At 47.3% G+C, this 13,074-nt stretch carries 8 protein-coding genes; all 8 read left to right on the top strand.

The window, feature by feature from the left end; genetic code table 11:
* The 8 genes from H581_RS0104895 (at window position 1) to H581_RS33065 (ending at window position 12,861) form a co-directional block, all read left to right on the top strand.
* Entirely contained in the window at window positions 1-918 is a 918-nt protein-coding gene (locus H581_RS0104895) for a carbohydrate ABC transporter permease (RefSeq protein ID WP_028609049.1), read from the top strand.
* A 217-nt stretch (window positions 919-1,135) separates the two neighbouring features.
* Window positions 1,136-4,864, top strand: a complete 3,729-nt coding sequence (locus H581_RS33070) for a LamG-like jellyroll fold domain-containing protein (RefSeq protein ID WP_084134471.1) — start codon at window positions 1,136-1,138, stop codon at window positions 4,862-4,864.
* Window positions 4,865-5,277: 413 nt separating this feature from the next.
* Window positions 5,278-5,967: a hypothetical protein gene (locus tag H581_RS0104880; protein WP_028609047.1), complete on the top strand. Its 690-nt coding sequence runs from the start codon at window positions 5,278-5,280 to the stop codon at window positions 5,965-5,967.
* Window positions 5,968-6,128: 161 nt separating this feature from the next.
* Window positions 6,129-7,139, top strand: coding sequence for a LacI family DNA-binding transcriptional regulator (locus H581_RS0104875; RefSeq protein WP_028609046.1), 1,011 nt, complete (start codon window positions 6,129-6,131; stop codon window positions 7,137-7,139).
* Window positions 7,140-7,438: 299 nt separating this feature from the next.
* Window positions 7,439-8,812: an ABC transporter substrate-binding protein gene (locus H581_RS0104870; RefSeq protein ID WP_036717802.1), complete on the top strand. Its 1,374-nt coding sequence runs from the start codon at window positions 7,439-7,441 to the stop codon at window positions 8,810-8,812.
* 118 nt (window positions 8,813-8,930) lie between these two features.
* The gene (locus H581_RS0104865; protein WP_028609044.1) at window positions 8,931-9,809 is read left to right on the top strand and encodes a carbohydrate ABC transporter permease; all 879 of its coding nucleotides are present in this window, start codon (window positions 8,931-8,933) and stop codon (window positions 9,807-9,809) included.
* Between the two features lie 33 nt (window positions 9,810-9,842).
* Window positions 9,843-10,682, top strand: coding sequence for a carbohydrate ABC transporter permease (locus tag H581_RS0104860; protein WP_028609043.1), 840 nt, complete (start codon window positions 9,843-9,845; stop codon window positions 10,680-10,682).
* A 22-nt stretch (window positions 10,683-10,704) separates the two neighbouring features.
* Window positions 10,705-12,861 carry an amylo-alpha-1,6-glucosidase gene (locus tag H581_RS33065; RefSeq protein ID WP_051250466.1) on the top strand — a complete coding sequence of 719 codons (2,157 nt, stop codon included), beginning with the start codon at window positions 10,705-10,707 and terminating at the stop codon, window positions 12,859-12,861.
* Window positions 12,862-13,074 lie beyond the last annotated feature (213 nt).

Genomic DNA, 13,074 nt, shown 5'->3' with positions numbered 1-13,074 from the left:
ATGGTCCAAAATGGAGTTCGTTCCAGCAGGACATTTCAAATTGTAAATATTTCTATAATGGTAATCCTGGTATTCTTAGCCGTGTATCCATTCTTCTTTTCTATTATCAATTCTTTAAACGATGGTACGGATTTGAGGCGTGGACCGGTATTATTATGGCCAAGGGTGTTCAGGTTTGACAGCTGGGAGAAAGTATTATCAGATTCATCAATAATAAAAGCAGGAATGATTACCTTATCCCGCACCATAATCGTTACCGTTATACAAATATTTAATACGGCACTATTCACTTACGCTTTTTCCAGGCCATACCTGAAGTATAAAAAATTTTATGTTGCCGTAGGGTTTGCAAGCATGTATTTTCCCGGTGCCTTGATTCCGACCTTTCTCCTTTATAATTGGTTGGGAATATATGATACTTACTGGGTTTATATCACACCTATTCTTGTCGGAAGCTTTTTTAACGTAATCATATTTAATGCCAATTATAAAGCCATACCCGAATCGCTCTTTGAATCGGCCAAAATGGACGGCGCCAATGAGTTTAGAATTTTCTTCTCCATTGTATTGCCTCTTTCTAAATCGGTTATTGCAGCAATATCGGTTTTCGTGGCAGTGTGGATATGGAACGACTATGGCACCACGTTGTTTTTCACACAAAATACGGACTTGCAAACCATTCAATATTATATATTGAAATTAATTATGTCAAATGCAGGCGCAGACCAAGTGTCGAGTGCGGCTTCCCAAAATGCTGATATAACCAAACTCATTAATCAAACTGGCATAGGCAGAACTACTGCTGAGACCATTCAGCTGGCGGCTATGGTAATTGCATCTATTCCGATGATTATCATGTACCCGTTTACTCAAAAATTTTTCATAAAAGGTGTGATGCTGGGATCGGTCAAGGGGTAAGAAATACGATGAAATTCATCCGGAAGCATGATCCCATGGATTGTGCCTCTTTTTTTATTTCCAATACAAGGATCGGGAATAGCATGACAAAAAAAATCATAGAAACCGCAAAATATATCATGTGCCCCCTAGTTCAAAATTGTTATGATCAAAATTGTAAGCGATACCAACATAAGATGCACGAAAAAGAACTCAACTATGGGAGGAGTACAAAAGCTTGAAAAAAACATTTAGAAGAAAATTGGCCATGTTGCTGACGATAGCCATGGCCGTGCCATCCGTGGCATTTGCTAGCGGCGGCGGCGGGAGCGGTCCCGGCAGTGCGGGGAGCGCCGTAATTTCTACGGCGGGTTCTGTCGATAAGCACCCGGTCTCATTCTCCAGCCTGCCTAAGTCTGCGGCCGTTGTGCGTGTAACCATCGACCAGCGGGATTTCAGCTTGCTTGTCGGGGCGACGAAAAACTTAACCGTTTCGATAGCTCCCGTCGCGGCAAATAAAAGCGTTAGCTGGAGTTCAAGCGACCCGGCAGTCGCCACCGTCGACGAGAAGGGCAAAGTAACGGCGGTCTCCCCCGGCACTGCGGATATCCAAGCGACATCGGCAGAAGATTCGTCGAAATTTGATTCGGTCACGGTTCAGGTAACGAAAGCGGCCTTCACCAACGTTTCCGTTCACGATCCGTCGATCGTCAAGGATGGAAACACGTTCTATGTGTTTGGTTCCAATCTCGAGGCGGCGAAGTCAACCGATTTGATGAACTGGACCCGGTTCACGAACGGTGATACGACGCCGGGCAATGTCCTGTACGGCGACATGGTAAAGAACTTGGCCGGTTCTTTTGCTTGGGCCGGGAATAGCGATGCCGACAGTACCGGCGAACATAGGGTATGGGCTCCTTATGTGTTTTATAATGAGGATTACAAGAATAAGGACGGATCGACAGGCGCATATATGATCTATTACAGCACCTCGTCTACTTATATTCGTTCCGCGATCGGATATGCGGTTTCCCAAAATATTGAAGGACCTTATACGTATGTTGATACCATTGTCTATTCCGGTTTTACGCTGAATGAAGCCTATGACAACAGAAGCGTCATCAATAAAAAGTGGACCAATACCAATATTCAGGCTCTGGTTGATAACGGCAAGCTTCAAGGACCCAGATCGGAATGGTTCAACGGTAACGGCTCGTATAACAACGACCTTTTTCCGAATGCGATCGATCCGGATTTGTTCTATGACAAAGACGGGAAGTTGTGGATGACATACGGCTCCTGGTCCGGCGGGATCTTCGAGCTTCAAATCGATAAGGAAAGCGGAAAGCCTATATATACGGGCGCTGATGGTATGACGGCCGACGGCAGGATGGTGGACCGTTATTTCGGAACCAAAATCGCAGGCGGCTACCAACAATCGGGCGAAGGGCCATTTGTCGTCTATGACAAGAAAACGGGTTATTACTTCCTGAATGTAACTTACGGATGGCTGGAATCGGGCAGCGGGTACAATATGCGTATGTTCAGGGCAACATCCCCGAACGGCCCATTCGTTGACGCACAAGGTAAAAATGCCGTTCTGAAGGCCAATACGTCGAATCAGGACTACGGCAACAAGATGATGGGCGACTACCTGTTTCAGCGAGAGATCGGAGACCCTGGAACCGGTACGGGCATCAGTTACGTTTCTCCTGGTCACAATTCCGTTTATTTTGATAAAAAAACCGGGCAGTACTTCCTTGTTTTCCATACGCGCTTCCCGGAAAAAGGCAATTATCATGAGGTCAGAGTTCACCAGATGTTTATGAACAAAGACAATTGGCCCGTCGTTGCACCATACCGATATACGGGCGAGAAGCTTGAAGCTGTAAACGAACAGGATTTGGTCGGAGAATACAAGTTTATCAATCACGGTATGAGCACTTCGGGAATCATCCAAGAATCCGTCTTTATACGTCTGAACAACGACCATACCATTACCGGCGACGTTGCCGGCAGCTGGAGCAAAGCGGGCGATAATCTGGCGGAAATCACCATAGACGGAGTCTCCTACAACGGTGTATTCGCACGGCTTTGGGATGACACCTCAGGACGGGTTGTTATGACCTTTACCGCGATGTCCGGCGAGGGAGTCACTGTTTGGGGAAGCAAGTTGCAGGATAAGACGGATCAGGAAATAGTTGAAGACGTATTGAACGACATTAATCTTGGCGATACAAACAATGTCGTTTCCAACTTGACGCTCCCGGTCGAAGGCACCAGGCACGCAATGATTACGTGGCAGACGTCCAATGACGACGCTGTTACAGCAACCGGGGTTGTAACCCGCCCTGAACCGGAGGCACAGGCGGCAACAGCCGTACTGACCGCGACGGTTACCAAAGGTAATGCAACGGACTCCAGAGCAATTTCCGTTACCATACTACCGAGGCAAGCAGCCAGACTGAAAGCCGATTATTCGTTCGACGGCAACCTGAACGATACTACGGGCATATCGGGTGCGGGAACAGTAACCGGAAATCGCATCGACAATACGGGCGGCATGATTACCTATGCGCAAGGTATGCGCGGAGATGCCGCCGTGTTTGACGGAAATTCCGGCGTTCGCCTGCCTGACGGGCTTATCAACAGTGACAGCTATTCGGTATCGCTGTGGGTGAAGCCGGATGCTTTGACAAGGTATACGCCCACTTTCTTTGGAGCTAAGGACCAGGGCAGCTGGATTAGCATTTTGCCGCAAGGCCTGACAAAGGACAACACTATGCTTTGGTCTCATAATGTTGCGGCAAACGGCGAAGACACCTGGTATGAAACGCCGTCGGGCATGACGGTGAAGATCGGCGAATGGAACCATCTGGCCATTACCGTTGAAAAGGGTACTGTCACCGTATACGTAAACGGAGTGCAAAAATTTAAGGGAACGAGCTTTCCGGATGTCTTTACGTCGAGCAAGGGCATCTTCGGCCTTGGAGTAAACTGGTGGGATATCCCATTTAAGGGCATGATCGACGGCCTTCAAATCTACGACGGAGTGCTTACTTCACAAGAAATCAAGAACATGGTTTTTGACCCGGCCATTAAAGTGAGCGAGATTCGGCTTGGCTTGACGGAGAAGAGAATATCTGCCGGAAACGCATTCACTTCTTCCTCCGTCTCGGTATCTCCGGCATTCGCGGGCAATCAGGTGCTGGTCTGGAGCTCGGCCGATCCGTCAATCGCAACCGTCGACGAAATTTCAGGCCAGGTCACTGCCGTCAAGGCCGGATCGACGACGATTACGGCAACCGCAACCGATGGAAGCGGCACGGCGGCAAGCTACACGCTCTACATCCTGGACGAAGCAATTGCGTATTATACGTTCGACGGGAGTTTATTGGATTCAACAGGCTACGGTACAGGTACGGCAACAGGCAACCGGGCGAATAATACCGGCGGAACCATTACTTACAGCGACGGCGTTTCCGGACAAGCGGCTGAACTTGATGGAAGCTCCGGCATCCGTTTGCCGAATGGCTTGATCTCAGGCTATACGTATACGGTATCGATGTCTGTATATTTGGAGCAAGCCAGCCAATATACATCCGCGTTCTTCGGATCGGCGACGCCTGACAGTTGGATCAGTCTGGCACCAAGAGGGCCGGGTGACGCTCAGCCGACCATGCTGTGGTCCGGATCGGCCTGGTACAATGCCTCTACCGGAATTCAAATTCCGACCGGCACCTGGGTTGATCTTGCTTTCACGGTCGACAATGGAACGGTGGCGGTGTACGTTGATGGCGTTGCCAAATATACTGGCGCAAGCTTTCCGAATGTGTTCACGAAAGACGACGGAATATTCGCGCTCGGCGTGAACTACTGGGATAACCCGTTCATTGGCAAGATTGACGAGCTCCGAATCTATGATAAAGCGCTCACTGCTGATCAGATTCAAACGTTATCGCAATAACTTGATTTAAGGCCAAGCAAAGACCGTCAGAGAATACAACTCTGACGGTCTTTGCACATGATTTTCAAGCGGCATGCGATGGTGCAAATAAGCCATTCAACTATGCTTGATAAATCAATGAGAACCGGTAGTAGACTTCGTGCTATTGCGGGAACGATTGAGGCTGCCGCGGAATCGATCGGCAGCCTCGTTAACGCTAACGCAGTAAGTGAAGCTGTGTATGGTAAGAATTGATGATTGCGGTCAGTCTTGCCGCATGTTATTCTCCAATAGCTCCAAGAAAAAAAGGGATTGAAGAAAAGCTGTGAAAGCGAGTCGGATTCTTCGACTGCTTTTGTGTTTATAAACAGATAAGAACCGTGTTTAGCTCCACATTCGGCCGTTATGCGATTGGTGTAGAGAGGAAGTATGCAATGCAAAAACAAATTAAAATCTACGCGCTGATGCTCATTGTTCTCCTTTGTGTTAACGCGGCGGTTTACAGACACTTGGATAAGCGATCGGACGAAAGGTACAACAATCTCAAGTCGCTGTATCAGCAAAAGAATGACTCGGCATTTTTGTATCTGATACTACACGCATCATCCGCGATTCCGCTTGCCGAGACCTTGGAGACGATCAGCCGGACAAAGGAAAACGAAGATCCCGTCAAAGTTCGACAACTGATCGATATGGCAAAAATTCAGGCGGAGGAGTTGGACGAGCAGCTGTTTACGTTTATCGAATTTAGCGACGACTATTCGAACAACGCAGAGCCGCGGCTGTCAATCAATCAAACCGTTATGACCACGGATATACAAGAAGACATGTTCGAACTGGCCTTTATGGCGCGCACTTGGCGTCCGCTATACAGCATAAGTTATGCTTATTGGAAATCCAATCCCAAAATGATTAACGCCGGAACACGTGAATCCTTGCGTATGCTCGCGACTGAGCTTCGTGCCTTGGACAAGACGATCTCTTCATTTAAAGAGAACGCCTCTTTCATTACTCCGAGTGATTACGCGACGCAAACTAAACCGTGGTTGCTGGAGCAACTGAGGCCTCATCTTGAAAAACTGAAAATCATTCAGGACGATTTTCTGGAAATAAATAGCCCTTGAAGCGAGTGCACTTTTTATTAGCTGCACATATCCTCAAGGAAAGAGATAGAACGTGGTATACCTACCTTCAATTCGAAACAAAGTACTTGCAACCGTTTACAATACTCGTTATAATCAAATAACAAAAACGTTTTGGAAAGAAGGGATGACCAGTCGTCACCATAAAAGAACTTGCTAAAGCAGCTGGAGTATCGATCACCACCGTATCCCGGGCTTTAAACGGCTACTCCGATGTCAATGAGAAGACTAGAAAGCGAATTAAGAAACTAGCGGAAGAATTATCCTATCGACCCAATGCTCAGGCCCAAAGCCTTGTTCTGAAAAAAACGAAAACAATAGGCGTCATCATGTCCGATCTAAAGAGAACAAACGTCAAGGACGCTTTTGCTTTTGAGGTACTTTGCGGTATTAACGACCGAGCGGGTGAACTAAACTACGATCTCATTCTATTCAGCACTAATCCGAACAAACAGATGAAGAAAACGTACATCGATCTGTGCCGTGAGCGTAATGTCGACGGGGCCATTCTGCAAGGACTACGCCTGAGTGATCCATATCTAAAAGAAGTGGTCTCGCAATCGCTTTTCCCATGTGTAATGATCGATATACCGTTTTCCGGAGAAAGAGTCGGTCATGTCACGACCGATAATTTAAGCGGGGCAAGAGATGCCGTTCGCCATTTGGAAGGGCTTGGACACCGACGGATCGCCATGATTAACGGGTATGGGGAAGCAGCCGTAAGTCACGAACGCTTATCCGGTTACAGGCTTGCGTTGCAAGAAGCTGGAATCGCTTATGATCCCGCACTGGTCTATGACGGGCGTTTTTCGGAAGAAGGCGGAAATGAAGCGGCCGGACGCATCTTGACCGAGCATCCAGACGTAACGGCTATGTTCTGTGCCAGCGATATTATGGCATTAGGAGCCATGCAGTCGCTTAAACTTTTGGGTAAAAAAATACCGGATGATATTTCCGTCGTCGGGTTTGACGACATCTCAGTCGCATCCTATTGCTCGCCTAATCTTACAACCGTTAGACAGGATAAGTATGGAATGGGATATCAGGCCGCTCAGATGTTAATCGATATGCTGGAAGGCAGACAGGTGCACCACAAAATTATGCTTAACAATGAACTGATTATTCGCCAAAGCACAGCTAGAACCCGTTTTTAGCCGTGCGGGCTTTATGTTTACAATTTCTCCAAAACGTTTTGGAGTATTTTGAATCATACTTACCAATGAACGAATGCCAAAGCACATCCAGAACTCCTTTAAGCCGTGCAAAGGTATAGGTTTGCAATTTTTCCGAAACGTTTTGGATATAATTCGAAAACTTTATAACCTTTGCTTCTCTTAGTTTGATTTGCAAGAGTGTGTATTCTTGTGATTAAGAATTAAACGAATTAACTTCGATTTAAAGCGTTCCTCATTGGAAACTTTAAATATAATCAATCAAAGAAGGGGAGAAAAGCATGAAAAAAGGTAGTAAAACCTTGTTGTTGCTGTGTCTTTCATTATTGCTAATTATCACAGCCTGCGGCGGACCAAACGAAAACTCCACAGTTGACAATACGTCGAATGGCACGGAGAACGCAGGGGAAAACGCCGTATCGCCGAAAAAAGAAGTGGTTCTTAATATCCCTCATTACAAGAGTGGCCAGAACGTGGGTGCGAAATTTTTTCTGCCTCAAGTTGAACGTTTCAACAACAAGTATGCCGGTCAATATAAAATCGTCATCGAAGAAATTCCACAGGATGATTATGCGGCAAAAATTAAATTGCTTGCGCAGCAAAACGAGCTTCCCGCTTTAATCGAAGGCGGAGACAAGGATTTCCTTCGCGATGTGATCGTAAAGGGAGAAAAATTCTATGATCTGAAGCCTTTGATTGATTCCAAGCCTGAGATGAAGAAGCTAATGGTTGAGGAATCCCTCGCTTATAACACCACGGAGAGCGGTAAAATCGTCTCCTTGCCGGTCATCTCTTTCAGCCCGGTTGGCCTGTACTACAACAAGGAAATGTTCGAGAAAGCTGGCATTACCAAGCCGATCTCGCAAATGAACTTCGCTGAGTTTGATGCGGCTCTTGAGTCCTTGAAGAAAGCGGGATTCACGCCGCTATCCCTGATGTCCGGCGAAAACGCATGGACGTCGATGCTGTTGGCCTCTTCCTTCCTTGCCAACGAGCCTGGAGGCGCTGAGCTTCTAAAAAGCACAGAACTCGCTTATGATTACACGGATCCAATGTGGATCAACACATTTGCTGAAATAAAAAAATGGTTCGAGAAATATACGACCGACAACGCCATCGGCGCAGGTTATGCTGACGCGGCAAACAACTTCATGAATGAAAGAACAGCTATCATCGCGAACGGACCTTGGATGGTGCCTGATTTCAGCGACACAACCAAAGCTGCTGCAGGACTGGACAAAAAAGTCGGAGCATCGATCTATCCTGGCGGTGTGGCGCTTGCAACGGTTAACGAATATACCTGGTGGATTCCGAAAGGCCTGAAAGAAGAAGAAACGCAAGCAGCTCTCGCATTTCTGGAATTCATGACTACGCCTGAAGAGAAGGAAGCGGAAATGGTACAGTTGGGTGGAACGTCCCCTAAACTGGAAACCTCGGCAGAATTTGACTCCAAGCTAAACCCTATTCTGCTTGAACTGAACAACACGATGAAGAGCGATCTGAAGCAAACCGTACAATTCCTTGGCGTCATCTGGCCGGAACAAATCGCAGCTACGGAATTCGGCAAGTTCCTGCCTCTGCTGGCTAAAGGTACCTTAACGCCTGAACAATTTGCTGAAGAACTGACAAAGAAAGCCCAACAGTTCAAGAAATAAAAGCAACGGATCTCCCGCCGTACGGCGGGAGATCCCAATTTAGTCCATTAAAGACTTCCCCAAAGGGCAAATATGCATTTTGGGGAACTTTTTTGCGGAAAGGAGCTGAAGCAAGGAAATGAATAAGAAATGGAGCACTACGTTGTGGATTGCCATTTTTTTGGCACCGACGATACTGATCTTTCTTCTATTTAATTTGACGCCGATAATCACCGTGTTTGTTACAGGCTTTACGGAATGGAACGGTTTCAGTTCTCCAACCTTTAACGGGTTCGATAACTACATCAACCTCGTCTCTTATGATGATACGTTTCTGATCTCGCTGCGCAACCTTTTTTTATGGTCTGCTATTGCTGCGACATTGCATGTAGGCTTCGGCGTGATCGTAGCTTTCATTTTGTATAAAAGGCCCTTCGGATGGCGGTTGGTACGGGGTACATTCATGATTCCCAATGTGATCTCTGTGGCTGCTTGGGCTATCATCTATAAATTTATTTTCAATGATGACATCGGAGTCATTAACAATTTCATGCGTGATATCGGATTCTCCGATTTCCATGTGAAATGGTTTTATGAGTCGCCGGCTGCTTTTATTGCGATTACATTGACCTGGTTGTTCTATGCGGTCATCGTCACACTTATTGTTCTCAATGAATTAATGGCTATTCCCAAGGAAGTTCATGAAGCTGCGCGGCTGGACGGCGCAAATGGATGGCAGGTTACAAGGTACATCAATTTGCCGCTTGTAAAAGGCGCGATCGGAACGGGTGTGATTCTGTCCATCACTGCGCGTATTGCCATGTTTGAAGAAGTAGCGCTTACCACTCGAGGGGGTCCGGGCAACGATACGTATAATATCCCGTTGATGTTGTACAATGGGATCGTGAATTCCGAGTACGGGTATGCCAACTCAGCCGCAAGCGTTATGATCATAATTGGTGTGCTGGTGATGTTCGTCGTGAGCAGACTGTTCAAGATGAACGAAAAGATTTATTAGGAGCCATTCTTTAAAGTGGGAGGTGTTAACCCGGTGAAAAACAGTGTAATGCCACAAATTCTTGGAAAGTTGTTTACCTATGGCGTGATGGTCTTTACGATAGCCGTATCGACGTTCCCGATTTTATGGATCATGATGTCGTCATTTAAGACGAACAAGGAGATTTTGGGTAATCCTTTCTCTCTGCCGCAGACACTCAGTTTTCAGCCCTATATCGATGTTTTTCAGAACTATAATTTTCTGATCTATTTCAAGAATTCAATCTGGATCGCCGGACTGGCCACCTTGATCGGGCTGTTCATTTACAGCCTTGCCGGCTATGTTTTTGGCAAATTTGATTTCCGGGGCAAAAACTTAATCTACGCTCTGTGCACGATAACATTGCTCGTTCCGGGTCACGCAAAAGCACAGCCTATTTTCTCGATTATTATGAAGCTTGGCCTTTATGACACGAAAACGGGGCTTATTCTCGTTTATTCCTCTTTCGGTTTGGCAATAGCGTTGTTCATTTTGCGGGCGACCTTTATGACCATTCCGAAGGATCTTGATGAAGCTGCATTAATCGACGGCGCGAGCTTCTGGCGGACTTTCTGGAATATTAACCTGCCTCTAGCCAAATCTGGGATCGCAACAGCGGGGATTCTGATGTTCCTGGGCAGTTGGAATGAGTACTTTTACGCGCTGATCTTGACCACCAGTTCTAAGAACCGGACGCTGCCGGTTGCTTTGCAATTTTTTGACGAAGCGTTCTCCTATAATTACACGAACATGTTCGCGGCGATTACGATGGTCGTTCTGCCTGGTATTATTATTTATCTGATCGTTCAAGAACAAGTGCAAGCGAGCGTGGCATCAAGTGGGGTTAAGGGATAATCATTAAGGAGCGAATATGCACATGGATTACAGAGTCATTAAAGAGAATGATTTATTCCTTCTGACGGATTTGTCTGGAAACATATCGGAGCACAATCGCGGACACGGCCTGTATACGAAGGATACGCGTTTTTTGAGTCGTCTTGCTTTGAAAATCAACGGGACGTATCCGAATCTTCTTGAATCGGAAGCCGACCAGAATTTCATCTCCGAGATCGTGCTTACGAATACCGCAACCCAGGTTGACGGAAAAGTGTTACTGTGGCCGGAGGCTTTAGAAATTGTTCGTACGCGTTTTATCTATGAGGATGTCATGTACGAGACGGTGAAATTGACTAATTTCAATCCGCATAAGGACCAGTTCGAGCTGACCATCCTGTTTGACGCGGATTTTCAGGATATGTTTATCGTTCGCGGCTATCAGGATGGAAAGGTGGGTAAGAAAACAGGAGCCAAGCAAAATGACACGGGTTTCGAGATTGGATACGACGGTGAAGACGGTATCGCTCGGAAATTGCTCGTAGAGTGGGACGAAAAGCCGGCTAGAGTGGAAATAACGGGAATCGGCGTTGAGGTGACTTTCAATGTCACGTTGGAAGCCCGTGATACAAAGTCAGTTGCGTTCTATATGATGCCGATTATCGGCAATCGTGTGCCGGTGCGTTACCCGCTTGAATTTGCGGTTGAAGCGCTGCGCGCTTCCTATGCGGATTGGGAGAAAGGCTCGACCAAGGTGGAAAGCGATTTGCCGATGTTCAACAGCTTTTATGACCGCGGGTTACAGGATATACGTGTTTTGTTGACCGATCTCGGCTACGGCCGTTTTCCGGTGGCTGGACTGCCGTGGTATGCGGTGCCATTCGGGCGTGACAGTATAATCGCTGCGTTACAGATGATGTCCATCCATCCTGAAATCGCGAAGGGCACTATCCTGACGATGGCTCATTTCCAGGGCGAGAAGGTGGATCCATGGCGCGATGAGCAACCGGGTAAAATCATGCATGAACTGCGCAGCGGGGAACTGGCGGGTACAGGGAGTATTCCTTTTACGCCTTATTACGGAACAATCGATGCGACACCATTATTCCTGGTTTTGATCGGAGAATATGTGAAATGGACGGATGATTCCGCTTTGCTGGAGCAGATGATTCCGCACATCAAGCTCGCGCTGGAGTGGATCGATGTTTATGGCGACCGCGACGGCAGCGGCTTCGTTTCGTACTTCCAGGAGTCAGAGAAGGGGATTGCCAACCAAGGATGGAAGGATTCTGGAAACTCAATTGTTCATCGTAGTGGTGAATATGCGAAGTCACCGATCGCCTTAGTGGAAGTGCAAGGCTATGTGTACCAAGCGAAGTTGACGCTTTCTCAGCTGTTTGGCACGTTGAAGTTGAAGCCTGAAGCCACGGATTGGAGCTGCTGGTCCACTGCGCTAAAGGAGGAGGCAGAAGCGCTTCGTATTCGTTTTGAAGAAAAGTATTGGATGGAGAGTGATCAGTATTACGCACTAGCGCTTGATGAGGAACAAAAGCCTGTTGAAACCGTCACCTCCAATACCGGTCATGTGCTGATGTCTGGAATGATTCGCGGTGAGCGCGCGGCTGCGGTCGCGCGAAAATTGGTGGATAAGGAGCTGTTCAGCGGCTATGGGATTCGTACGATGGCTGACGGCGAAATTGCATACAATCCGATGAGCTACCACAACGGCAGCATCTGGCCCCATGACAACTCTGTCTGTCTGATGGGTTTGAATGCGCAGGGGTTTCATAAGGAAGCGGTGACTGTAATGGAAGGCTTGCTCAAAGCCGGTGAGTACTTCGAGAACAACCGCCTGCCGGAGCTCTTTTGCGGTCATTCCTCTGAGCGGGGTAAACCGGTTCGTTATCCGGTTGCTTGCTCTCCGCAAGCATGGGCGGCTGCAACACCGCTAATGTTTGTCCAAGTGTTGCTCGGCATGCGCCTAGACTATACGAAACGCCAGATTGTGCTCGAGCCTGCACTGCCCACTGGCATGAACAAGTTGTCGGTAAGCCGCATGCGTCTCGGCGACGGTTTCATGGATGTGGAGGTACAACGGAGGAACGAAGTGTTCACGTATGAAGTTTTGGCGAACACGACTGGGTGGACGGTTTTAAAGGAGCTCAGCCTTGAACACGATTTTCCTTCCGAGGAACAATAACAAAAACGGCCACTGTTCGCATCGTTTGCGAAGGGGCCGTTTTTTCGTTTTCATACGATATCTTTGAAAACCCGCTATTATCTGCCATTTCCATGTCCGTGAGATCTTACTTTAAATGATTGCGCGGATGATCATAAGCATTTATCCTGAAATAGGATAGAAATTGTTTTCGTTTTATATGAAAGGACCTTAGTTTAAGCGGCGGGAGGAGTG

The sequence above is a fragment of the Paenibacillus harenae DSM 16969 genome, assembly GCF_000422465.1.
Lineage (GTDB): Bacteria > Bacillota > Bacilli > Paenibacillales > Paenibacillaceae > Pristimantibacillus > Pristimantibacillus harenae.
The sequence above is the reverse complement of the archived record's forward strand: the minus strand, read 5'-3'. Positions and strand labels throughout refer to the sequence as shown.

Coding starts and splice junctions, on each gene's coding strand:
- H581_RS0104895 (WP_028609049.1), top strand. CDS start 1: ATGGTCCAAAATGGAGTTCGTTCCAGCAGGACATTTCAAATTGTAAAT.
- H581_RS0104880 (WP_028609047.1), top strand. CDS start 5,278: ATGCAAAAACAAATTAAAATCTACGCGCTGATGCTCATTGTTCTCCTT.
- H581_RS0104870 (WP_036717802.1), top strand. CDS start 7,439: ATGAAAAAAGGTAGTAAAACCTTGTTGTTGCTGTGTCTTTCATTATTG.
- H581_RS0104865 (WP_028609044.1), top strand. CDS start 8,931: ATGAATAAGAAATGGAGCACTACGTTGTGGATTGCCATTTTTTTGGCA.
- H581_RS33065 (WP_051250466.1), top strand. CDS start 10,705: ATGGATTACAGAGTCATTAAAGAGAATGATTTATTCCTTCTGACGGAT.